Origin of the sequence: Mesorhizobium sp. M1365 (assembly GCF_040317865.1) — a bacterium.
Lineage (GTDB): Bacteria > Pseudomonadota > Alphaproteobacteria > Rhizobiales > Rhizobiaceae > Mesorhizobium.
Genome location: NZ_JAMYLG010000040.1, coordinates 26,833 through 50,078 on the forward strand (window position 1 = coordinate 26,833; position 23,246 = coordinate 50,078).

A 23,246-nucleotide genomic window follows, 5' to 3' on the forward strand; every position below is an offset into this window, starting at 1 on the left:
GATGATAATTGCTCAAAGATTAGACATTATAGAGCGTTCTGATCCACCACCGATTGCCTATCGGGTGGCCTTCGTCTGTACTCATCCAGTTCAATACGTAGCTCCCCTTTTTGCATATCTCTCAAAATACTCAAACATCGAAGTCACCGCTCTCTATCTCTCTGACTTTTCAATTCGCGGGGAGCATGATCGGGGCTTCGGACAATCTATAAAATGGGATATAGACTTGCTTCAAGGATATAAATCGCAATTCCTGGGATCAGCAGCCGCACGAAGAAAGATCGGCGGTTTCTTTTCAATGGTCGGTCCTCAATTGTGGGGTGCGATTCGAGGAGGCGAGTTCGACGCCGTTGTAATTCATGGCCATAATCTGGCCGCGCATCACGTCGCACTTATGGCTGCGAAATCCACGAAGTGCCTCACTTTCGCGCGGGCCGAGACCCATCTCGGTTTGAAACGCTCCGCGTGGCGCGAGCTACTACGGACTCCATTGCTAAAGATGTGGTACAAACTGTTTGACGGGTTCTTGGCCATTGGCAGCAGAAACTCGCGTTATTTTGCTGCGATGAGTATTCCGCAGGAAAATATATTTTTGATGCCGTACGCAGTGGACAATGACAGGTTTCTCTCGGCCGCCGAAGAAGCCCACGGAAATCGCCAGGCGACTCGCCGGAGACTCGGAATTGAAGGGAACGCTCCGGCAATTCTGTTTGCGGCTAAGTTCGATTATCGCAAACGCCCCTCAGACTTGGTCGAGGCATTCAGTCTGCTCCAGCGGCAGGGGGTCCAGGCATATTTGGTAATGGCGGGTTCTGGTGTGCTCGAGCGACAGCTAAAGACGATGGTTGCCGATCGCGGAATTCGGGATGTCGTATTTCCTGGTTTCATAAACCAAGCCGAGTTGCCGGACGTTTATGCAGCCTGCGATGTGTTTGTACTGCCCTCAGAGAACGAACCGTGGGGACTGACCGTCAATGAGGCGATGTGCGCTGGTTTGCCAGTAGTGGCTTCGCAAGAGATTGGCTGCGTAGAAGATTTGGTCCATGACGGTGAGAACGGGGCAACATTTACCGCGGGCGATGTAAACGGACTTGCGGCTGCGTTACATCCGATCCTTGTTGATTCAGATTTTCGCGCAAAGTGCCGCGCCTCCAGTCTCGCCAGGATCAGGAATTGGAGTTACCGGGAATGCGCAATCGGACTTCGCAAGGCTCTTGAAGCCAAATTGCCATAGCATAGTACAATCCAAAGATGTCGTCATAGGGGTCAATATTGCCGATCAAAGAGAGCGACATATCGATTGTTATTCCGACGTACAAGTATCGCGACAAGATCGGGCGTGCGGTAAGGTCGGCGCTGGCAAGTGGTGCAGGCGAAATAATCGTAGTCGACGATTGTGGCAAGGATGGCACAATTGAAATGCTATCGGAGTTTTCCGACTCACGTTTGATAGTCCACGAGAACGAGCGAAACCTAGGACTTTGGGAGAATCATCTTAATGCTTTGGGCATGGCAACGAAGCCTTGGATCAAATTCATTCAAGCTGATGATTATTTGCTCGTAGATGGGCTGGCGGCGTATGCAGCTGCCGCTGAAACTGGAGTATCTGTTGTTTGGGCTGTGCCAACAGTTATCGATGACGCGACCGGCAAGAAATGGTTTTTTCATTTCCTAAGAGAACCTATCCGAGTTTGCTCGCGTACCATGCAGGATATTTGCCTATCATCTGGATGGATACTGGGCTCTCCTTCGCACATGATGTTGAGATCTGATGTAATTGAGCGTGATTCCTCAGCCTGGCGGACAGGAGTGTCAGCAGACGTGATTGTGGGTTCAATTGCCGCAGCCCGCGGCGACGTAGTCCTCTTGCCTGCTGGACCTCTTGCACAAGGCGCCCATCCATTACAGGATGCGAAAACGCAAGGCGCCCTTCTTGGTCTGAAGCGTAGCGTTCGCACGATAGCCTTCCTTAGAAATCGCGATGAAGAAGGCCTTCGAAGATTTGCGAATCACTGGGCCATATTAAACGTAAGTGGAATGTTTCGAACGACTTTGCGAGGTCTCGTAAGCCGCGATGTGCCAACCTTTGAACTTCTGTACCAATTTTCGCGATTAATTACAGATTTTACAATCACAGATTGGCGAAGTGTGGTGCGAGATCGGGTGGAAATACTGGAAGCAATGCGATGCCGGCGAAGGAGTGCTATGCCGATAGAGCTTGACAGCGTTTTCCAAGCGTTAGCATGCGCCAAAAGCGAGGTAACAGCTTGACCATCGCACCACCATATCAAAATTACGGCAATGAATTGGTACTGTCGTTGGTCCCAACGGTGGCAAAACGAATTCTCGATGTTGGATGTGGCGCAGGCGACAATGGGCGGAGGTTGCGGGAAATTCGGCGGGAGATAGATGTCTTCGGGATAACGCACAGTGTTGAGGAAGCTGCCATGGCGGCCCCCTTCCTGTCTGGGGTAGAAGTTCTCGATGTGGAATTTGACAGCTTGTTACCGCTCGGAACAGGCTTCGACGTAATAATTTTCTCCCATGTGCTTGAACACTTGAGAGACCCAGTCGCTGTTCTCCGTCGATTCCTGCCACTCCTTACTGAACAAGGATTTGTCGTTATCGCTGTGCCTAATACGCTTGAGTGGAGAACAAGGTTTGCCTTCCTAAGAGGTCGCTTCCAATACGGAGACCACGGTATACTAGACAGAACGCACCTGCGCTTCTTTACGTATGCAACTGCGGTTGCTGAGCTGATTGAGCCAGTTCGAGAACTTGAGTTGTTACAATACCGGGGACGCGGCTCGGCACCACTAGGCCCCTTCCGCAATCGGTTCCTTGCCCGCCCACTTCGGGCTCTTATAGATGATTTAGCGGTTAGAAAGTTCCCAAATTTGTTTGCCAGGGAGATTGCTCTGGTCGCAAAGAGGCGAGGTCAATAACCGACCAATGGTTTTCCATCGTCTTAAGGACGTAGAGCATGCTCGTCCAGCTCCCGAGCCTCCTCATAGTGTCTTTGTTTCTTTAGCCTGAAGGAGGTAACGATTTGTCCCAGATATTATGCTGTCCTGTTCACCACATCGACATAGAAAGTGAAGCTGGACATTTTAGTTGCCCAAGGTGCGGCGTCGTAGGGCGAGCGGTCGGCCCGGTGCTGTCCTTCTTGTCAGAAAATGATAACTTCTATGAAGGTAAATATAATAATCGCACAAAATACAAACCTTGGGACGACGGATTTCTAGCAACCCTTCCGCTTCGAATTGTCTTGCAAGGCTATCCTACCGAGGTTGCAAAATTTGTACCGGCGGGCTCGACTGTGGTGGAAATTGGCTGTGCTGGGGGAATCGACTGGTTCGCCAGCCGCTACCAAATGATTGGGGTCGACCTCTCGTTGACAGCACTTCATATAGCAGCTGAGAACTATGATAAAGTGATTCAATGTAACGCAATGCGACTGCCAATCAAATCGGAAGCTGTTGATGCGGTAATTAGTTCTTGCCTATTCGAGCATTTGACTGATGAAGACAAAGATGCTTTGCTTCGAGAGGCAAATCGGGTGCTAAAACCTGGGGGCAAGCTTGTCTTTTTCTATGATATAGAGACCGAGAACCCGTTGATTTTGGCCTATCGCAAACTCCAGCCGAAATTATACGAGAGGCTTTTTTTGGAGGGCGACGGACATCTTGGCTACTCAGATATTCAGGGGAACCGAGTTCACTTCGATCGCACTGGGTTCGATATCTGCCGAGAAATTTTTCACGAACGCACGCCTATGCTTGGTAACTCCGTCTGGCAAAAATTCGCCCAGTGGCCAGGAAGGATGGGCAAGGTCGGATTAGCGGCGAAGTTAGCTACGTCTGGTATATTTCGGCTGCCTTATTTGGCAGTCTTGTCGCTAACGGACACCGCGATTGGTCGGTTTTTTCCCGCTCGATATGCGAGGGGTATGACGACGGTGGCAAAAAAACGATGAAAATTTTGGTAATCGGACAGTTCTATGCCGAGGGATTTGCGACCTTTATTGCTGACGAGCTGGAACGTCTACGGCACGATGTGGTGAGGTATGATCCTGGCCTGTCGTTACCTCCAACTGGGTCCAAAGCGGGATTTTATCTTAATCGGGCCATCGGATTGGGATATCAGACGATCAGGTCGGCTACTCGAAGGATTGGTTTTGGTGGCGACGCCAGGTCGTTGCGGCGTCTGGTAGAACGGTCAGGGTTGATAGACCTCACGATCTGTTCCCACGATTATCTCAGTCCTTCAGACGCCGTGGGCGTAAAAAAAATTACGAAAGCGCCTTTAGTTCTTTGGTATCCCGATCCGGTATGGAGTTTTCGTAAACATATGTTCCTAAATGCACCTTTCGACCATATATTCTTAAAAGATCCGTACTTGGTAGATTTACTCAGGCGAAACCTTCGTGCCCCTGTTGCGTATCTTCCTGAAGCCTATAGCCCATCTTCGCTTAAGAGTGTTGAAACCAGTTCCCAAGTCGATGACAAGTACACTGCGGACATATGCACAGCAGGCAACCTATACGCCTACCGTGTCGCCTTTTTCCAGAACCTTTCAGACATGAATATTAAAATTTGGGGTTTGCCAGCGCCGCTTTGGATGAACCTCGGTGACGTAAAGCCAATGGTTCAAAACCGTTTCGTCGCGCACTCAGAAAAAGTGAGGGCATTTCGCGGCGCCAAAATTGTGATAAATAATCTGAATCCTGCAGAGGTGTGGGGAACAAACGTACGCACATTTGAGATTTGCGGTGCCGGAGGATTTCAGGTTCTGGACTTTCGACCCGGACTTTCACAGCTCTTCGAACTGGACCGCGAGGTTGTGGCGTTCCAATGTGTCGACGACTTGAGGAAGAAAGTTTGGCACTACCTGAATTCACCCGACGAGCGCCGGGAGATCGCTGAGGCAGGCCAAAGGCGTGCCGCACGGGAACATACTTACGCACACCGGTTGCATCTGCTTTTGGATACTGTAGCCGGCAGGAGTAGCGGGTTTCCCGAGCCGAAAATAACCACCTCGGTCCATTAGGAGATAAGTTCTGCGCGCTCTAGATTCAATCGGAGGCGAAACGGAATTCTCCGGTACCAAAAAAATGACGCAATTCGCCGTCTTTGCGTTGTTGATTGGTACTGGCTGTGTGAGTGCCGTTGGTGCTATAATAGTTGACAGTGAGTCAACAGCAGTGTTTAGGCTGGTGCTCGCGCTGTTTGCGTTTTACGTTTTTTGCGAATGCAGAGTTTATATCTCAAGATCGGACGATCTAGGTCTGCTTTCTCCTGTATTATTGGCGTCATTTTGTCATTTTTTTCTCGGCTATATTTTGCCGTCCGTTGCTACGATTTATGATCCTTGGATACTAGACAGGTTCTCGCTGTTGGCTTCGACCGATGACCAGACCAAGGCTCTGTTGATTTCCATGTTAGCAACGTTTTGCATGTGGCGGGGCTATTATCTCGGCCGACTGCTGATCGGTCCTATACGACATCAGCTTAGGTTGACCGTGAGTTTGCGGAAGGGCTTACGGCCAGCCCTTATACCTGTGATTATGCTGCAGGCATTGTACGTCGTTTTGGTCTTGATCGCGGCAAGCCGAGGAATCTTTGGATTTGCTGGATCGGGAGAGGCTCGCCAAGCCAACGTCGATTTTCTAGAAATTCTGAACATTGGCATGAGCGGGGGCGCGCTGTCGCTGTTTCTTCTTCTGACACATTGCTTCCGCGTACGTGCCGAAGGGCAATCCGCTGTAACTCTCAGCGTGCTATGTGCCTCGCTTCTGTTTGTCAGTGTAGCATTCGGCGCGATATCTGGCTTCAAGTCCCAAATTGTTATGCCATTTGTTTTACTAACGATGGCGCGATTTGTGGCAACTCGACAAATCTCATTAGTCTATATTTCACTGGGGTTCGTGGCTATGATTCTGGCCTATAATGTGATCGAGCCGTATCGGGTATACCTCAACAACAACTCGGTTGTTGGGACAAGGGATGTGGGTACTCTCTTCGAGGCCCTACAACAATCGAAGGAAGACCAGCCCCTTGACGAGAATGATATTCCCCTTGGATCGCAGATCATATCTCGATTTGATTTGACGGGCATGACTTCTGTCGGATTGGCCCATGCCACGTATATAGGTGTCGATCCGGAGATTTCGAGTCGAATGGGTGAAAGTATCTATCTGTCGCCAATTCTGGCGTTTGTGCCGCGCTTCTTGTGGAGCGGAAAGCAATCCTACTCTACTGGAGTATGGTTTAATCAAGCGATAATTGGGAAGTTAGATGATGCCACAACATCGGTAGGGATGGGGCCGGTAACGTTCCTATATTTTGTGGGAGGTGTGGCCGGTGTGGCCGCCGGCTTTGCCTTGTTGGGGATTTTGCAGGCTCTGATATTTGAGGGCTTGGCTCGCTCAGGCGCCGGCGGGCTCATTATTTACCTAAGTGCAACGACTATGTTAGTTATGATTCCGTCCGATTTCGGGCCTGCGCTCACTGGAACGTTGCGGATTATTCCAATTGCCTTTGTGGCGCAGTATCTGTTGCTGGCCGCAGACCGACCATCCGGGCGGTTCCCGCGATGAGACGCATTGGGATACTGGGACATTCCGATCCCACCAGCACTGTACGCTACTTTGAACGTGCCGCTGCATCGGCGGGGCACGAGTTTGTAAAAATGGAATCCGTAGACCGCGCCTCTTCCCTGAATGGGTTAGATTGCCTTATCGTGGTCGACCCGTTCCTAACTGACCCCGCGGTATTTCGCAGTGCCCCATGCCCAGTTGTTGGCTATTTGATCGATGTGCATCAGCAGCTTATGCCTCGTCTGGCGTATGCACGTTACTTTGATCACGCCTTTATTGCCCAACTTGACTTTCTTTACGCGTTTCAAGCACTTCCTCACCCAAGCGTTCACTGGCTGCCACTGGCGTGCGATCCGACGCTGCATTTTACAGCGGATCTGAAGCGAACCTATGATGTCGGCTTTGTCGGTAAGTTCGGGTCAAGCGAATCTGAGCGCAGTCGTGTTTTGACGGAAGTCCTGTCGAAATTCCCTACCAACGAGACGCGACGGAAGTACACCCCTCAGGAAATGGGACGAGTGTATAGTAGCTCAAAGATCGTATTTAATAAGAGTATCAATGGGGATCTTAACATGCGAGTATTCGAGGGCATGGCTTCCGGTTCTATGCTGATTACGGATCGTATTAGCAACGGGCTTGATAAGATTGGAGTAGATGGCGAGCATTATGTTACGTATAGCTCGTCGAGTGAGGCCATCGAGAAAATTCGGTATTTTGTAGAGAATGATAGAGAGCGGGAGGAAATAGCGCTGCGAGGTCAATCGCACGTGCTTTTGGAGCATACATACCAAAAGAGATTATCCCAGATTTTGGGCAAGATTGATGAAGGCGGCGCAGTTCGGTCGCCCGCTCGACGGTGCTCGAGCAGAACTGAAGCCGTTTGGCGGAGCGAGTGGATGAGATTGAGAGGCGCATCACCAAGGGAAGCTTTCAACTTGCTGGTAAACGGCCATCTGTCGCAACGAGTCCTCATTAACGGCGCGGTTGGCCTTGCCCGCGGACTCGTAAGATCAGCACGCCAAAATCTTTCAACCTGGTCATCACTGACTTGACGGCTAGCAGAAACCGACGATTGCTTACAAACGCAGCAGCAATGCTCGCTCTCGGGTTTTTCCAGAGAGCTGCCGGTTTGATCAGCATATCCATACTAGCTCGGTTGCTCGACGGTAGAGGCTTGGGCGCATTTGCGTTCACACAAGCGGCCAGCCAAACTTTCTATGGTCTTTCAAGACTGGGCACCGACGCAGGAATACATGTTCGGCTCGCCGGCGTGGAGTTGCCCGTTGACAAGAGGCACGCGGAGGCAATCCTGGGCGAAGGACTGACGATATTCGTCCTCATTGTAATAGTCGTTCCCTTGGTAATGATATTGGGGGCGGACTGGATTGCCCAGAATATTTTTGGGGCCCCTGAGCTTGCGGATTTTTTGATTGCCGGAGCGGCATTCTTTGTCGGGCAAACGTTGAGCCAATATTGCTACACCGTCTACGCTGGACTTGGAGCGTTTCGCACATATTCCAAGATTACAGGCGTCACGTCCGTCATAGCCGTGTTTTCTGTCACCATAGGCGGATTTGTCTTTGGCGCAAGCGGAGCAGCATGGGGACTAGTGGGCGCACAAATTTTGGGAACCATCAATCTCGCCATTGGTCTAAAGCGTCTATTTACGCACCTAGGCCTAAAGGTCACCGCCCGTCGACCAGCCCGAGAAACTATAGCAATATTTTCGATTGGTATGCCGTTCTATGCGGCAGGACTGCTTCTAATTCCCGCGGAATTCATCAGCAACGGTATCCTAACGCAGGTTATCGGCGTAAAGGGTCTCGGTGACCTACGCGTGATTCAAACGCTGATGTCGATCGCTACCGTCGTTCCTATCTCACTTTCCGGACCGATGATTTCATTCTTTGCCGATCGCCATGGCTTTGCTGAAGGCCCGGGGGCCGTTCTCTTGCAATTGAAGGCGATCTGGATCGGGGCCTTAGCTATGGCTGTCTGCCTGGCGGGGCTCTGGCCCTTTCTGGTGCACCTGTTATTTGGCAACGGCTTTGGCACAGCTCAATCGTTCGGAATGTTGGCACTTGCAGCGTTTATACCGACGATGATTCTGACAGTGCTGACAGGCGCGCTGTTCGGTTTGCGAAAATCTGCATACCTTTTTGTCATTGGAGCTTGTCAGGCCAGTACATTGGGTATTGGCGCATGGCTGCTAGTTTCGGAGTATGGCCTTTCAGGTCTTCTCATCGCTCAAACTGTCTCAGTATCAGTTGCCGCTCTGCTGTCTTTCACTGTTTTTTCGCGGCAATTTAGGCCAAGAGCATTACGCCCTTGGATGGTGCCGATGACAGCGATGACTCTCGTTGTATTCGCGCTTCTTCTCGGTGACGCATATTCTTCTGAGTCGACGATAGTGCGCCTCGCTGTTACATTTTCTACGTTGATAGTTTGTGGCCTGGTGGTCGCTAACATGGTTATAAGTCGGGAAGAGAGAATTCGAATTAGTGACGCGCTACGTGCGTTGCTCACCGTTCTGCGAATATGGTTGCGATTTTCACTGAGCAAGAAGACCTGAATGAGAGTAGCTATAGCGTCACTCGGCCGGTTCCATGTTCTAGATCTGGCACGAGAGTTGGGTGGTCTCGGAGCCGAAACGAGATTTTATTCGTACGTTCGCCGCAGCCGGGCCAAGCAGTTCGGCCTAGCGCCAACTTTCCATCGTGGGCTTCTGCCGTTCGTCGCTCCGTTGATTATTTGGCAAAATTACGGAGGGGCGTTTTTACCCAATTTTCAAGAGAGAACAATTGCCTATGCCCTTAATGCGGCTGTGATTGCTCGACTGGAGCCATGCGACTTCTTCATTTGCATGTCAGGTATCTATCTTGAGGCCGCTCACTATGCACGTCGTCGGTTTGGCGCCCAAATATGGCTAGAGCGGGGAAGCCGTCATATCATTTCACAGCGGAACATTCTGCGTGATCTCTGCGTGCCGCGAATTCCGAGCGACTTCATCGTAAATCGAGAATTAGCAGGCTACGAGATGGCTGACCGTATTGTTGTGCCGTCTGGCCAAGTAGTCGACAGCTTCGTGTCGCAAGATTATACTCTCGCATCGAAACTATTTCGCAATCCGTACGGTGTCGATCTCGGTCAATTTCCTCTTCGTGCTGACTTACCGCCTAGCAAACCAGCGACTGTTCTCTTCGTTGGTGGTTGGAGCCGCAGAAAAGGTGTTGACGTGCTCACCAAGGCTATTCACCGACTTGAAGGTGTCCGGCTGCTTCACGTGGGTTCCCTAGTTGACGAGGCCTTTCCTTTCAACGACCCGCAGTTTGAGCACGTAGATCCCGTACCGCAGTGGAAGCTACAAGACTACTATCGCGAAGCTCACGTGTTTGCACTTGCCTCGCGCGAAGAAGGGCTTGCCTTGGTACAAGCGCAGGCGTTGGCATCTGGCTTGCCAGTGGTTTGCACCTCTATGACGGGTGGAATTGATCTTGGTTTGTCAAAATCGCTTCGTGAGCGGGTCCATGTTGTCGAGCCAAACGATGTTTCTGGCTTTGCTGATGGTTTGTCCCGCGCACTCAAAGTCGCTCGCGATAGTAAGGGATCGGAAAATCTGTCAGATGAGGATCGTGAGCTTCTCTCATGGAGAGCTTATGGAAGGCGGTATTTTGACGAATTGAGTAAGTCGCATAGCAAGGCGGATACATCCTACATATAAGCGGCAGACCTCGATTGTACAATTGTATATCGGCGAGTCTTTTCCGCGCATCACGTGTTTACTAGACCTACCGCTTCGGTAGACTGTTCGAGCTGATTTGTGTATTGTAGGCTCTAATTGAAGTGATAACAGGGGAACAGTATGGCTATTACAAATATCGAAGAAAGGCTTCAGTATTTCGCCAGCCAGGTTCGGCGCCGATGGAAGAACGTATCTAACGAATGTCCGAATTGTAAAGGGTTAGCATACAGAACGCTTGACAGAAAGTTAGTTGTGATCGAGCTTCGAGAATGTATGCGATGCAAGCTTATGTATCGATTTCCTGCAGATACAAATGATGATAACTACGAATTTTACCAAAAACAGTATAGTCAAGGATTTACAACCGACCTACCTGATAAGGATACTCTTACGGAGTTGTGCCGTTCCAATTTTGCTGGGCACGAAAAGTCGTACGCTGGATTAATCGAGTTAATAGAGCGCCTTGGCTTTGGACCAGGCGCACGCATCTTCGATTTTGGCTCCTCCTGGGGCTTCGGGAGCTGGCAATTTGGGCATCGCGGATTTGATGTAAAAGCCTATGAAATTTCGTCTATGCGCGCGGAATTCTCCAAGAGAGAGCTAAATGTAAACTGTGAGACAGATATTTCTATATTGGAGTCAAGTGATGAGCTCCATGGATACTTTGATATATTTTTTTCTAATCATGTTTTCGAACATATTCCTAGTCCGAGACGTGCCATTCAACTTGCTAGGCGACTTGCCAAAAAGGGGGGGGTATTTATTGCAGTAACTCCAAACGGGTCGTTGGATTTTCGCTCAGTTGCTCCGAGAGCTTGGCACCATTTTTGGGGAAAAGTGCATCCCAACTTAATTAGTGATTTGTACTGGAAAACGGCTTTCGAAAACGATCCATATTTCATTGGCGGGCTTCCAATGGAAAAACGTGAAATTGATAATTGGACGCTAAATGGAGGACAATTCCTCGGCGATCGGTCAAATGCAGAGCTTCTGTGTGTGGCGAGATTATTGTAATGGCCAGTCAGTACTGAAAAGGAATGGGCAGGAGCGGGATGCGCGTCATTCAGGTTGTGGGTTCGATTGACAACAAAGCTGCAGGTCCCAGCTATTCTGTTACAGGGCTCGCCGAGGCGCTATGCGCTCGTGGAGTAGATGCCGAGATATTTAGTACAAGCGTTTCAAAGAGCGGCGATGAACGAGGGAACTCGCGCGTTTTCTCGACAGATTTTTCCAATATACCTGGCGTGCGGCGTTTACTTTTCTCCAAAAGCCTCGCCGCAGCGATTGAAGTCGGTGCTGCTGCGGGAGCCGTCCTTCACGCCCATGGCCTTTGGCTTATGCCAAATATTTATCCAGGCACGAGCGCTTTGCGTCACCGGTGCCCGCTTGTCACCTCACCGCGGGGCATGCTTGGAAAGGAGGCATTGCAGTTTTCGGCCCGAAAAAAGCAGATGTTCTGGATGCTCGCGCAGCGCCGCGTACTGATGAGGTCCGACTGTCTTCACGCAACGAGCATGGAAGAATGTGAGGCAATCTGGGCACGCGGGATCCTTCGACCTGTTGCCATTGTACCCAACGGGGTCGACATACCACCGGACCATGAAAATGCAAGGCACTCGAAGAGGTCAGATGCGGCTGGAGAATCGCGTACGGTGCTGTACCTGGGCCGCCTACATGCTAAGAAAGGCGTCGACACTTTACTTCAAGCTTGGGCAAAATTGCAGTCAGAATTCCCCGCGTGGCGGCTGAGAATTGTTGGCCCGCTAGAAGGGCCTCAGCATTTGGAGCTTCGAAAACTTGCGGGAATGTTGAGACTGGACCGCGTAACATTCGAGAATGCTTTATTTGGAGACGACAAACAGGACGCCTATCGCGAAGCGGAATTGTTTGTTCTACCCACGTTAAACGAGAATTTCGGCATGGTCATCGCTGAGGCTCTAGCAAGCGGCACGCCGATAGTAACTACTAAGGGAGCCCCCTGGCAAGGCGTTGTTGACAACGCATGCGGCTGGTGGGTTGATCATGGGGCGGATTCGATAGCAGGCAGCATGGCGTCCGCCATGATGTTGCCTCGGCCGGAATTGCGACGAATGGGTTCTCGCGGTAGAGCTTGGATGAGTCGGGATTTTTCTTGGACTAAAGTGGCTGCCAACATGGAGCAAGTTTACAAATGGACCCTAGGTGAGGCTGAGCGGCCCGAATCAGTTGTTCTGCCCGGTGAAGCCAATTAGCAGTCGCTCGCGCTCACGCCTTAGTCTGGTGCCGCCTCCGAGCTATTCCGACAAGGCTGCTCGCCTTGTATGGACGCTGGTGCAGGCAACACTTTATAAGTGGTCGCCGGTTGCGATGCATGGTTGGCGCCGAATCCTGTTGCGTGCGTTTGGCGCTAAAGTGGGCGACGGTGTGCACCTCTATCCTAGTGCCAGAATCTGGGCACCCTGGCACTTGGAGCTAGGCGAGGGCAGTTGTTTGGGCCCTCGGGTAACATGTTATTCAGTTGGGACTGTTCGGCTCGGTGCTCACTCGATTGTTAGCCAAGGGGTTCATTTATGTGCTGCAACTCACGATCACCGTGATCCGATGTTTTCACTTATGATTGGGCCTATCGAGATCGGATCTGGCGCTTGGATTGCGGCGGATGCCTTTATCGGGCCCGGCGTCACCGTGGCAAATCGCGCGGTAGTTGGCGCAAGGGCGGTGGTTGTTTCGAACGTGGACGAAGCTACTGTCGTGGTCGGAAATCCAGCACGGGTTGTGGGTAAACGTTAGGCAATGACATGCCATCAGTCTTGATTCTGACCTACAACGAGGCAGTCAACATCGCAGATTGTATAGCATCAATCCCTTGGCGCGAGCATATCCATGTACTTGATTCAGAAAGTACAGACGGCACTGCAAAAATAGCAGAGGAGATGGGCGCGAAAGTTGTAACGCGACCTTTTACGGACTATGCGGATCAGCGCAATTTTGGTCTAACTTTGCCAGATCTTGAGGAGTGGATCGTTATGCTTGACGCGGATGAAAGGATGACGCGTGAGTTGGCAACAGAGATCGAGCATTGCATTCAGTCAGCAGATGCAAGCAGCGCTATGTTTCTGGTTCGGAGAAAGGACCTATTTATGGGTCGCTGGCTTCGGCGCTCATCGGGATATCCGACTTGGTTTCCTAGGGTATTTCGCCATGGAAAGGTCCTGGTGGAGCGCAAGGTAAACGAAACTTACCGTGTCGAGGGTTCTGCCAGGCAGCTTGAGGGACATATTCTACATTTTCCATTTAATAAGGGCCTAGACTGGTGGCTTGAAAGGCACAATCGGTACTCGACAATGGAAGCTAGGCTGGTTAAAGGAACACCAATTACGTTCGGCGCAGTAAAATGTTTAGTGTCTAGAGATCCAAGAGCCAGGCGCGAGGCACAGAAGAACTTGGCCTATAGGATTCCTGGGCGTCCGTTTCTAGTCTTTATTTACCTTTATATCTTCCGCCTTGGAATATTTGACGGTGTTGCAGGGTACCAGTTTGCCTGCCTTCGGCTGGCTTATGAAATAATGATAGACGCGAAGGCTGCTCATTTTTCGCATCATTTTAGACCTAATTCTCAATCGCAGTGAGCTGTTTAGAATATAGGGAGCAGCTCGGCCTAAGCACACGCGTCTAGATCAGAGCATGTAGTGGCTTCAGCGTCGCGGCACAGGCTCTGGTCTTCGGCAAGTCTTCGGAAAAGATCGAGCGGGAAATCCAGCAGCTGGAACTGGCCCTGGAGGATCTTTTGATCGCCGCGGGGGAGAGCAATGCCGGGCCATCAATGAGGCCGACGAGGCAGCGTCTGTCGCGCCTATGACGAACGCGCCCGAAAGGATCACGCACCGTCGTCCGCGCGTATCGCACAAGGCAGTTCGCGAGCGCAGGGAGCTCGATCCCGGCGCCTGCTGCTCCGCCTGTGGCGGTGAACTACGGCTCGTGGGCGGAGTGCTTTGAACGTCAGGTCAATAGCCGCTACAACAATAGGCAGTGATCGTTGGCAACTCGTTTGCTGGCTGCGATGGATGTGTCACAGAGAAACCTGTACTTAGCGGGGTTTGAATTTGTCGATTAAAAAATTAGGCTTGTTTGCGTTTCTGGCCTTAGCATTTGGGGTTGGGTTCCTAATTATTTTTGTTACGAGGGGCACCGACCTCGGCGCGCAGGTGCCCACGCCGCCGCCGGCGCAAGTGCCATTTGATGGCAAGCTCGTTGTTCAATCAATCGACGATTTGCGTGTCGGCAGCCGCAAAATCGTGCTGTGCGGCGTCGCATTCACCAAGCCCCAATCCATACGCGCCATGGTCACCGAGGCCGCACGTCGGGATTATCAAGGCCTTTCCTTGACATGCAAACCGGTCGGCACTGGGACACCTTGCGACGGCAGCGTCGCAACGAAATTTGGTGACGCCCTCGTTGTACAGTGCCTCACTTCCGATGGCGCGGATCTGGCTGCAAAGCTCGTCGAGGACGGCATCCTGTGCGGGCAGCCCACTCAGGCGGGCTCGACCTATAAACGCTGCTCACCAGCCTCGTAGCTTCCACCTCGGGTGAGGCGAAAGGTCGGATGGACGACGGCCCCTGGTCGGCACGACGCTTCCTGATGATGTCAGCTGGCGCGAGGATCTTCGAAGCAGCTCGTTGTAAAGATGATACGTTCAAATTCTCTTATGGTGTGCTCTCTCAACCACACCGAAACCAAAAATTATCTCGCATGTGCGAAATAGGTTGGAATCAAGCCGAAAAGCTGTTACGCGCTGGTTGCAGTACCTTATGGTTGGGTGGGCCTGAGGTAAAGTTGGACAGAGGGATCGAGACGGATGAATTTTGTTTTGAAAAATGTGTTGGCCGGATTCGTAGCTTCGGTCGGCTTCGTTCCGGTATCGTCTTTCGCCCAGGATGCCTCGTGCACCTGTGCAACGGCCTATTCAGGCGTAAATCCGATTGGGTCACTCGGTCACGTCAATGGCGACGTAATAATCTCGCAAGTGGCTGGCTATGGCCCGGCAAAAGCCGGTGGCGCGCTGGATTTCGGCAGCCGTGTCGTGGTTGGCGCCAAAGGCTCGGCTTCGGTTCAGGTCGGTGGCTGCAATCTGAGCGTGCCGGCCAATTCTACCCTCGACATCTCCCGTGTCGAGAACAAGATTTGCCTTAATGTGCTGGGTTCGGAGCAGACCGCCCAAACGGACAATTCCAACAACAAGAGCAACGTCCCGCTCTTGATCTTTGGCGGCATGGCTGTTGGGGCCGGTATTCTGGCCGCGACGGCGGACAAGGACCACGGCGTCAGTAACTAAGTTGGCTGGCAAACGGGGCGGCAGAGTTGCCTTAGCCATATGTTGGTATCGGAGCCGGTGTATCGGCTAGATAACTGAAGCCCTAGGCGATGCCGGGGTGTCTGAGGCTGCCCGGAGTGAGGGTCGGAGTGTTAATCTATCCCGGCGCACGCACCTTGTGACCGACACGCACTCCGCTGCGTGTCGGTGCGAGTTGTAGATCCGGCGTTCCGAAAAATCGACGATCAAAGTCCATCCTGTGGAGGGCGGCATGTGTGTAGCGCTCGATACATCAGCTGTAGGTAGTGCCGCTGGCAGCGTGGGACATGGCCTTATGCCACCAATTCTGTCGGGCGGCGCGGTAATCGCCGGTGCGGCGCTGATCATCGGCCTGCATGATGACGACGACGACACTGTCAGCCAGTAGCCGGGGTCTGGCCTTCACCGTATTGCATCAACTTGACAAATGCGTCATTCGCTATCCTGCGGGTGACGCATTTGTGTATTTTGGAGATGACGTCGACATCTCGCTTCGCTGCTGTCATAAACGCCAATGATCGATCTGCATTCCCATATTTTGCCGGGCCTCGACGATGGCTCACCCAATCTTGCCGAATCGTTGGAAATGGCCCGCCTGGCGGTGGCCGACGGGACGACCCACATGGCGTGTACGCCGCATGTTACGCCGGGCGTACACGAAAACAGGACGTCGAATATCGTTCGAGCGGTTCAAGAACTTGACCATGCGCTGCGTCGCGCCGCAATACCGCTTGCTCTTTATGTCGGTGCCGATATTCACGTAGCGCCCGATCTTCCCGACCAACTGGCGCTCGGCAGTGTGCCGACTTTAAACAAGTCCCGGTATTTTCTATTCGAACCGCCGCACCACGTTTTGCCTCCACGTTTAGAAGATCTTGCACTGCGCCTCATAAAGGCCGGTTTTATTCCGATCCTTACCCATCCTGAGCGTCTGACTTGGATCAAAGCGAACTACGACGTTGTCGAGAGGTTGAATGCATTGGGCTGCCTTATCCAGCTTACCGCAGACTCGATTGTTGGTGCTTTTGGACGCACGGCGCTTTATTATTCGGAAAAGCTGATTGACGAGGGCAGGGTGGATATCATCGCATCGGACACGCATAGCGCTACGCGCCGGCGTCCTGGGCTCTCGCAGGCGGTCGCTGCTGCTGCCAAGCGATGTGGGGAAGACGAGGCCCGCAATATGGTGTTAAGACGTCCGGGCCAAATATTGGCGAACTGGCCTATCGAGCCGGTCGGAAGAGCACGCCCGAAAAAACCAAGCGCCGGCAACACCAGCCGCTTTGGAGGATTGGGCCGCTTGTTCAAGAGCGGGACTGCGTGATGGGCGTTTTTCGTTTTACAATAAATCCTATTATGGGCAGGGTATTCGTCGTGCTCGCTTCACTGGCAAGCTCTGCGTGCACAAGCACCTCGTCGACGAAACCATCTTCGTCAAATTCGGTCGATGCGCTCCAACTAACATCATCATCGACGCCACTTTCGGGCGGCGGTGCTCTGCAGGTGGTAAAGGATCTGCCTGCGCCGCAAAACACCCAGAACGGCAACGAGCAGCCTTTGTCTCCGAACGACGTGCTCGAGGTAAATGTGTTTCAGGTCGATAACTTGAACAGAACGGTTCAAGTCGACTCTGGTGGCCAGATTTCGCTTCCGCTTATCGGCACCGTTACCGCGGCAGGGAAGACCGTCCGTCAGTTGGAGCAGGAAGTCGAAACCGCTTACGGTGCCAAATATCTGCAGTCGCCTGATGTGACGATTTTCGTCAAGGAATCCGTCGGACAGCGTATAACCGTCGACGGCGAAGTTAACCGAGCTGGGATCTTTCCGGTATCGAGCAATTCCTCGCTTCTGGACGCGATCGCGCTCGCTGGGAATTTCAGCCCGATTGGGGATGCAAGTAAGGTCTTCGTCTATCGAAATATCGGCTCGAACACGTTGGTTGCAAATTACGATGTGGAGGCAATCCGTGCAGGCAAGATCCGCAACCCGCGCATCTACGGAGGTGACAAGGTTGTCGTCTTTGCCTCGAAATCGAAAATCGCGATGAACAATCTCAAGGACGCCCTAGGCATTGCCTCGAGTGCAGCCCGACTTGCCGTGATTCCCTAGAATGATTCATCACTTTCAATCAGAATACCGACAAACTTAGGATCACCTGGCGCTATGCTCGATCGTAACAGGCAGCATCAAATTTCAGGCCCTGGACATGGTCAGGCGCTGTCTGCGGATCTATATTATGACGGCGCTCAAAGCTATAGCCCATACGGACGTGATTATTCGGAGCAGGACGGGGGGTTCAATCCCCTCAAGTTGCTTTTTTACGCTGTCCAGTACCGTTGGCTGATTGTCATGATGGCGGCCGCAGGGCTTGTCGCTGGCGTCGTCGTGACGATGATGCAGACGCCAAAATATCAGGCAACAACTCAGTTAGAAGTTTTGGTCCCTTCAGCAAAGGTCTTCCAGGACATTGAGGTGGTCTCTGAAAACAGCGACGTGCGAGCCTTTCTGACCGCTCGCGAAAAGCTGAAAAGTCGCGCGCTGGCGCAGCGCGTAGTGTTCCAATTGGGCCTTAGCGAAAAGCCGGACTTCCTGTTTCCAACGCCAGACTTCTCACTTGGCAATATTTTCTATCGCGCGTTCAGAATTTCCAAATCGCCTTCCGTTCAGGAACGAACTCCCGAGGAACGGGAAGCAATTGCGATCGGACGCGTCTTGAATGATCTCGCGGTCAATCTGGTCACCAACACAAGCCTGTTGTCAATTACGTTCACCGATCAGAGCCCTAAGTATGCAAGCGATGTAGCCAACCAAGTTGCGCAGAGTTTCATCGACCAGCGCCTCGATCAGACCAGTGAAACGTCCGATTTAGCACGGCAGTTCATACAGGAACAGGTTTTGCAGGTGAAGCAAAAGCTCCAGAAATCTGAAGAGGAGCTGGTCGCTTATGCGAAGGATGCAGGCATCACGATAACCGGCGATGACAAATCGCTAATAGGATCGAACATCGAAGCCCTGAATACCGCGCTTGCGACAGCCATCCAGGACCGGCTCGACGCAGGACGGGTGGTGGACCAGATAGACAAAGGCCGTGGTTCGAGCCTCAGCCCGGTCCTGGAAAGCAAAGGGCTGCAAGCGCTCAGCGAAAAACTGGCGGACTTGACTAGCCAATATCAACAGAAGCTGGGCATATTGAAACCCGGTTTTCCGGAAATGCAGCAGCTACAGTCGCAGATCAGGGAGTTGCAGCGGCTCTATAACAATGGAGTGCTGGCTATAACGGATTCATTGCGCTTGAAATACCAAGAGGCACAGAACAAAGAATCGGACTTAAAGGCCAAGCTCGCGGAAATGGAAAGGCAACAGGTTGTCTTCAATGACAAGAACATCAAATACACCATCCTAAAGCGGGAAGTTGACTCGAACCGGTCACAATATGACAGTCTTATTGCAAAGTTGAATGAAGTCGGTGTTAGCTCGGAGCTAAAAACCCAAAGTGCTGCGATAGTTGATTTCGCGGCGCAACCCAGCGCTCCTTATTCTCCTCGCATGAGCAGAAATCTTGCAATGGCGCTGACGCTTTTCATGGCTCTGAGCGCATCAATCATTTATGTCATTGAGTTGTTGAACAACACCTTCACCAATCCTGAGCAGATCGAAAAGGAATTGGGGTTGGCGATGCTCGGCATCTTGCCGCTCGTCGACGACCGAGAACTCACAGCCAGCATCGCGGATCAGAAGTCAGGATTGTCGGAGGCCTACCGTTCGCTTCGAACGTCGTTGCAATTCTCTGGTGCTGAAGGCGCGCCACGATCGTTGCTCGTCACGAGTTCCGAGCCATCGGAAGGCAAATCGACGACGTCGTTCAAGCTTGGGCAGGACTTTGCCGCGCTCGGTGCGAGGGTCCTCGTTGTCGACGGCGATCTTCGAAAGCCCAACCTTCATCGGCTGTTTGGTCTCGACAACACGATCGGGCTCAGCAATCTCCTGACGAACACCGTCCGCAAGGAGGATTTGGCGAGCATCTTCAGGACGACCAAGTATCCCAATTTGACCGTTCTGACCTCGGGAACAATTCCACCAAACCCTGCTGATCTACTCTCATCGCCGAAGATGGCTCTAATCTTGACCAATCTCGGCAAGCGTTTCGATCTTGTTATCATTGATGCGCCGCCGATCGTCGGTCTTTCGGATGCCCCCATTCTCAGCCGGCTTGCTGAAGGCACGTTGGTAGTCATTTCTACCAATCAGGTAACGCGTAAGTCGGCAAAAACGGCGCTGAAGCGCCTGCGTGCCGCCGGCGCGAATGTTGTTGGAGCCGCCATGTCGAAGTTTGCAGTGAACAAGTTCGATTACAATTACGCATACAAGTACATGAACTACCAGTACTACAACTACGGCACGGATAGCAGTACGCCGAGGATTGAGGGCAAAATCGATGATGGAGCAAGCCAGCCCGCTTATGCAAAATCTCAGACGCTCAGTCGTTTGGTTCGTCGCGTCCGTTCTAGTGTTGGTCGCTTCCTCGATCGGGCTAAGTCGATTTCTTGAAACAGAAACCCCAGCCGCTTCGCTTGATCTGGATCCGTTCAACGTCGAGGCCTTGATTGCTGAAATCACTAGCGACCTGAACGATACGAACGATGCTCCTGATCTTGACGCTTTGGTTGCGAAGGCCCGAGGCGCGCTTGCCTTCGATATCGCGGACGCACGTCTCTATAGCCTAATCGGAGAAATCAAATACCGACAAGGCGAGAAAGGTGAAGCCTATGAGCTTTTCGATCAAGCTCGAAAATTGTCCAAGACAGAAATCCATGCGCTTCGGAGGTCAATTGGCCGATCAGTCGAGACAGGCAATCTGTCAAAGGCCGTGGCCGAGATTGATACACTATTGCGGCGATGGCCGGATCAGTTTCCGGCTATCGCCGACGGTCTGCCGACGATCCTGTCGAACTCCGATGGATACCAAGCCGTGCTGATAGCTATCAGAGCGGAAGCCCCTTGGAGAGCCAGCCTGTTCGCCGCTCTTGGCAAAACTCCCGAAGGACTAGACACCGCAGATCGCCTGTTGCTCGATTTGGCCGGATCAAGCACGCCACCAAAATCGAGCGAATTGTCTGCTGTGATCAGCGGCTATATTGGTCAGAAGGAATATGGGGCAGCGTATCGGCTGTTTCTTTTCAGCCTTTCCGATCAAGAACGAAAGTTGGGCGGATATATTTTCAACAGTACCTTCGAGCCGATATTTAGTGGTAAGCCCTTCGATTGGCAACTGCGCGATCAATCGGGGTTGGAAATTGCGTTCGCGACATCCCAAGATGCGGTCGAAGGCGAGGGTGGGGCGACGGTCCGGTTCTTGAATACACCGGTTAAGAATACTGCTCTTCAGCAGTTAATTGAACTCCCGCCAGGTTCCTACAAAATTTCGTTGATTGCTTCCGCAAGAAGCTTGAAGCTTCCAAAGGAGCTATTTTGGGCGATCAAGTGCGTCGATCAGGCAGGCGAAATAGCGCGGTTCAATATTTCTGAGGGTACATACAATCGTCAGAGTTTCAGCTATAATTTTTCGGTTGGATCAGCTTCGTGTCCGCTACAGTTGCTGAGGCTGCAGACCGCTGCCATTGCCGAGAGCTGGCGATTTCGATATGTCGGTACGTTGGTAATGCACAAATTGAGCATCGAGAGACTTCCATCTTGAATGACCGGCCGTCGGAGTGGGACAAATATCTCCTTGGGTCGGTGTTGTTTATGTCACTGCTGATCGGCGGTGGTACTGCAAGCGGCCTCTATACCGACACTCTGATCGAAGTCGCGGCAATTGTCTCGGCGGCGGCTGTCTTTTCGCAAGCCCCTGGCCAGAGAAGCCCCCATTCTGTTTTCTGGCTGCTGATCTTCGCCGTCGCATTGGCGGTTTTGCAACTGGTCCCGTTACCAGCGGCGATATTCAGTGGCTTGCGACCAGAACTGCTGCTGGGCGACCCCTGGGTTGGAGACACCCGGTTTCGCTTCATCAGCGTCGGCGTCGGCCGCACGATCGAATGTCTGCTCAATCTCGTAGCTGCCGCGGCATTTTTTCTGGCCGTGTTGCGCTTGCGTGTCGAGCAGGTCAATGCACTTCTTCCGTTCTTTTTCATGGGTGTTATTTGCAATGGTTTGGCAGGAGCGATACAATATTCGTTTTCCGACGATGTCGCCATTATAGGGCTTCTGCCGTTTACCATCAATGCCGGGCTTTTTGCTAATGTGAATCATTTTTCGGCTTTGCTTTTTGTGTCCATCCCCTTCGTCGTCTACTTTGGTCTGTTCCGCGGACATCTTTTGTCTGGATCCTTCGGCTTGATCGTGCTTTTGCTGCTTCTTTTGGCCGCCGGTTCGCGGGCCGGTGTTCTACTCGGATTGGCGATCACGGTGTTGTCCGTCGTTTTTCTATCGGCCCGTTCCAGGACAAGCGGGCTGAGCATTCTGGCAATTTTCGTCGGACTTTCAATCTACTCGATCGGCGCGTGGACGAAGCTCGACGCGGACGTGATCGACCCGGCTTTCGGGCGAGGAGAATTTGCCCGAACCACGATCGACGGGATCAAGGACAATTGGGCGACGGGTGTTGGGTTCGGAAATTTTCAAAAGGCCTATCAGATATATGAAAGGGAGGGCATGATTTTCAAGCAATATGTGAATCATGCTCACAATGATTATCTTGAAATAGCCTTCGAGGGCGGAGTTCCAGCTGTCGTGCTGATGACAGGTTATTTCGTACTGCTTCTGGCTGCATTGGCTAAGGTTCGCCGCGACCCGTTTCAGAAGGCGGCTTTTCTCTCAGTGTCTTTTCTTCTCATTCATTCGTTGGTCGACTATCCGCTACGAACTGAGGCGCTGGTGATGACCTTTGCGTATATGAATGCAATCATCTTCCACAAAGGATTTGCGGAACGTTTGAGCCATAATAATGGCGAGCTGATCGAGATCGATCACAATGGTGACAAGTTGTTTGTTCCCATCGGTACTTCGTCTTAAGGCCTGTGTATAGCCCCGCGAAACGCCGCGGCCTGCCCGTCGCGGTTCCCTTTCACCGCAATGAATTGCGCGCCGGGCGGTCTACGGCGACAACATCCTCGCTTATGCTAGTTAGAAGGTTAGAAGCACAAGGTGCCATTGCTTGATGCACGCGCGGCTTCAAAACCGGCAGGGCTGTGTCCCAAGGAGGACGACCGAATTATCGGTCACCGGGTATTTAGGCCGTGAACTCATAATTGCGGAATGAGCCGAGATAGGGTGGAAAGCAGTCGGCCGCCCTATCCCGTCTTCAGTTCCCCAATGCTCATGATTTGAGGGCTTCCACGCAGAAGCACCTCTCCATACCAAGATACACTCTCATGTGATGGCAGAAGCAGGGGTGATGCCTTTCGGCCTAGCAGGGCGCGCTCCATAGCATCACCAAAAGTGCGCCCCATTAAGCCGATGCCGCTCATCATCGGGGACACCACAAACACTTGTAAGCGCCAAGCTGACCCCATCTGGCGCGGCTTGAGGTGATGAGCGAGACATACTGACACTGAAGCAAGGAGCCGAGGAGCTT

19 protein-coding genes and 1 pseudogene are annotated in these 23,246 nt (G+C 52.2%); all 20 read left to right on the top strand.

Annotated features, from left to right (window positions below; genetic code table 11):
* Nucleotide 1 precedes the first annotated feature (1 nt).
* The 20 genes and pseudogenes from NKH04_RS27435 (at nucleotide 2) to NKH04_RS27530 (ending at nucleotide 22,684) form a co-directional block, all read left to right on the top strand.
* Nucleotides 2-1,234: a glycosyltransferase family 4 protein gene (locus NKH04_RS27435; RefSeq protein WP_353045278.1), complete on the top strand. Its 1,233-nt coding sequence runs from the start codon at nucleotides 2-4 to the stop codon at nucleotides 1,232-1,234.
* Nucleotides 1,235-1,272: 38 nt separating this feature from the next.
* Nucleotides 1,273-2,271, top strand: a complete 999-nt coding sequence (locus NKH04_RS27440; RefSeq protein ID WP_353045279.1) for a glycosyltransferase family 2 protein — start codon at nucleotides 1,273-1,275, stop codon at nucleotides 2,269-2,271.
* A complete protein-coding gene (locus tag NKH04_RS27445; RefSeq protein WP_353045280.1) occupies nucleotides 2,268-2,945 on the top strand; it encodes a class I SAM-dependent methyltransferase in 678 nt (225 codons plus the stop codon). The genes NKH04_RS27440 and NKH04_RS27445 overlap by 4 nt, the downstream gene beginning before the upstream one ends.
* 104 nt (nucleotides 2,946-3,049) lie before the next feature.
* Nucleotides 3,050-3,976, top strand: a complete 927-nt coding sequence (locus NKH04_RS27450; protein ID WP_353045281.1) for a class I SAM-dependent methyltransferase — start codon at nucleotides 3,050-3,052, stop codon at nucleotides 3,974-3,976.
* Nucleotides 3,973-5,049, top strand: a complete 1,077-nt coding sequence (locus NKH04_RS27455; protein ID WP_352996818.1) for a CgeB family protein — start codon at nucleotides 3,973-3,975, stop codon at nucleotides 5,047-5,049. Before NKH04_RS27450 ends, NKH04_RS27455 begins: the two co-directional genes overlap by 4 nt.
* Before the next feature lie 64 nt (nucleotides 5,050-5,113).
* Complete coding sequence (locus NKH04_RS27460; RefSeq protein WP_353045282.1) at nucleotides 5,114-6,598, top strand: DUF8712 domain-containing protein; 1,485 nt, start codon at nucleotides 5,114-5,116, stop codon at nucleotides 6,596-6,598.
* Nucleotides 6,595-7,650 carry a CgeB family protein gene (locus NKH04_RS27465; protein WP_352996814.1) on the top strand — a complete coding sequence of 352 codons (1,056 nt, stop codon included), beginning with the start codon at nucleotides 6,595-6,597 and terminating at the stop codon, nucleotides 7,648-7,650. The genes NKH04_RS27460 and NKH04_RS27465 overlap by 4 nt, the downstream gene beginning before the upstream one ends.
* 122 nt (nucleotides 7,651-7,772) lie before the next feature.
* Entirely contained in the window at nucleotides 7,773-9,170 is a 1,398-nt protein-coding gene (locus NKH04_RS27470) for an MATE family efflux transporter (protein ID WP_353045283.1), read from the top strand.
* On the top strand, nucleotides 9,171-10,319 hold the full coding sequence (locus tag NKH04_RS27475) for a glycosyltransferase family 4 protein (RefSeq protein WP_353045284.1): 1,149 nt from the start codon (nucleotides 9,171-9,173) through the stop codon (nucleotides 10,317-10,319).
* A 141-nt stretch (nucleotides 10,320-10,460) separates the two neighbouring features.
* Complete coding sequence (locus tag NKH04_RS27480) at nucleotides 10,461-11,354, top strand: class I SAM-dependent methyltransferase (RefSeq protein ID WP_353045285.1); 894 nt, start codon at nucleotides 10,461-10,463, stop codon at nucleotides 11,352-11,354.
* A gap of 38 nt (nucleotides 11,355-11,392) precedes the next feature.
* Nucleotides 11,393-12,571, top strand: a complete 1,179-nt coding sequence (locus tag NKH04_RS27485; RefSeq protein ID WP_353045286.1) for a glycosyltransferase — start codon at nucleotides 11,393-11,395, stop codon at nucleotides 12,569-12,571.
* Nucleotides 12,572-13,129: 558 nt separating this feature from the next.
* A complete protein-coding gene (locus NKH04_RS27490; protein WP_353045287.1) occupies nucleotides 13,130-13,948 on the top strand; it encodes a glycosyltransferase family 2 protein in 819 nt (272 codons plus the stop codon).
* Nucleotides 13,949-14,040: 92 nt separating this feature from the next.
* A pseudogene (locus NKH04_RS27495) lies at nucleotides 14,041-14,303 on the top strand (IS66 family transposase); the annotation flags it as partial.
* A gap of 119 nt (nucleotides 14,304-14,422) precedes the next feature.
* Complete coding sequence (locus NKH04_RS27500) at nucleotides 14,423-14,896, top strand: hypothetical protein (RefSeq protein WP_352996800.1); 474 nt, start codon at nucleotides 14,423-14,425, stop codon at nucleotides 14,894-14,896.
* A gap of 282 nt (nucleotides 14,897-15,178) precedes the next feature.
* Nucleotides 15,179-15,655 (top strand): hypothetical protein, encoded by a 477-nt coding sequence (locus tag NKH04_RS27505; protein ID WP_353045288.1) that lies wholly within the window; start codon nucleotides 15,179-15,181, stop codon nucleotides 15,653-15,655.
* A gap of 532 nt (nucleotides 15,656-16,187) precedes the next feature.
* The gene (locus NKH04_RS27510) at nucleotides 16,188-16,997 is read left to right on the top strand and encodes a tyrosine-protein phosphatase (RefSeq protein WP_352996798.1); all 810 of its coding nucleotides are present in this window, start codon (nucleotides 16,188-16,190) and stop codon (nucleotides 16,995-16,997) included.
* Nucleotides 16,997-17,782 carry a polysaccharide biosynthesis/export family protein gene (locus NKH04_RS27515; protein WP_352996796.1) on the top strand — a complete coding sequence of 262 codons (786 nt, stop codon included), beginning with the start codon at nucleotides 16,997-16,999 and terminating at the stop codon, nucleotides 17,780-17,782. The genes NKH04_RS27510 and NKH04_RS27515 overlap by 1 nt, the downstream gene beginning before the upstream one ends.
* A 54-nt stretch (nucleotides 17,783-17,836) precedes the next feature.
* Complete coding sequence (locus NKH04_RS27520; protein WP_352996794.1) at nucleotides 17,837-20,221, top strand: GumC family protein; 2,385 nt, start codon at nucleotides 17,837-17,839, stop codon at nucleotides 20,219-20,221.
* Entirely contained in the window at nucleotides 20,109-21,368 is a 1,260-nt protein-coding gene (locus NKH04_RS27525) for a tetratricopeptide repeat protein (RefSeq protein ID WP_353045289.1), read from the top strand. Before NKH04_RS27520 ends, NKH04_RS27525 begins: the two co-directional genes overlap by 113 nt.
* A 50-nt stretch (nucleotides 21,369-21,418) precedes the next feature.
* A complete protein-coding gene (locus tag NKH04_RS27530; protein ID WP_353045290.1) occupies nucleotides 21,419-22,684 on the top strand; it encodes an O-antigen ligase family protein in 1,266 nt (421 codons plus the stop codon).
* Nucleotides 22,685-23,246 lie beyond the last annotated feature (562 nt).

What these genes read in the sequence shown, in the direction of transcription:
- NKH04_RS27435 (WP_353045278.1), top strand. Translation starts at nt 2, where the DNA reads ATGATAATTGCTCAAAGATTAGACATTATAGAGCGTTCTGATCCACCA.
- NKH04_RS27455 (WP_352996818.1), top strand. Translation starts at nt 3,973, where the DNA reads ATGAAAATTTTGGTAATCGGACAGTTCTATGCCGAGGGATTTGCGACC.
- NKH04_RS27460 (WP_353045282.1), top strand. Translation starts at nt 5,114, where the DNA reads ATGACGCAATTCGCCGTCTTTGCGTTGTTGATTGGTACTGGCTGTGTG.
- NKH04_RS27465 (WP_352996814.1), top strand. Translation starts at nt 6,595, where the DNA reads ATGAGACGCATTGGGATACTGGGACATTCCGATCCCACCAGCACTGTA.
- NKH04_RS27475 (WP_353045284.1), top strand. Translation starts at nt 9,171, where the DNA reads ATGAGAGTAGCTATAGCGTCACTCGGCCGGTTCCATGTTCTAGATCTG.
- NKH04_RS27480 (WP_353045285.1), top strand. Translation starts at nt 10,461, where the DNA reads ATGGCTATTACAAATATCGAAGAAAGGCTTCAGTATTTCGCCAGCCAG.
- NKH04_RS27485 (WP_353045286.1), top strand. Translation starts at nt 11,393, where the DNA reads ATGCGCGTCATTCAGGTTGTGGGTTCGATTGACAACAAAGCTGCAGGT.
- NKH04_RS27505 (WP_353045288.1), top strand. Translation starts at nt 15,179, where the DNA reads ATGAATTTTGTTTTGAAAAATGTGTTGGCCGGATTCGTAGCTTCGGTC.
- NKH04_RS27510 (WP_352996798.1), top strand. Translation starts at nt 16,188, where the DNA reads ATGATCGATCTGCATTCCCATATTTTGCCGGGCCTCGACGATGGCTCA.
- NKH04_RS27515 (WP_352996796.1), top strand. Translation starts at nt 16,997, where the DNA reads ATGGGCGTTTTTCGTTTTACAATAAATCCTATTATGGGCAGGGTATTC.
- NKH04_RS27520 (WP_352996794.1), top strand. Translation starts at nt 17,837, where the DNA reads ATGCTCGATCGTAACAGGCAGCATCAAATTTCAGGCCCTGGACATGGT.
- NKH04_RS27525 (WP_353045289.1), top strand. Translation starts at nt 20,109, where the DNA reads ATGATGGAGCAAGCCAGCCCGCTTATGCAAAATCTCAGACGCTCAGTC.
- NKH04_RS27530 (WP_353045290.1), top strand. Translation starts at nt 21,419, where the DNA reads ATGTCACTGCTGATCGGCGGTGGTACTGCAAGCGGCCTCTATACCGAC.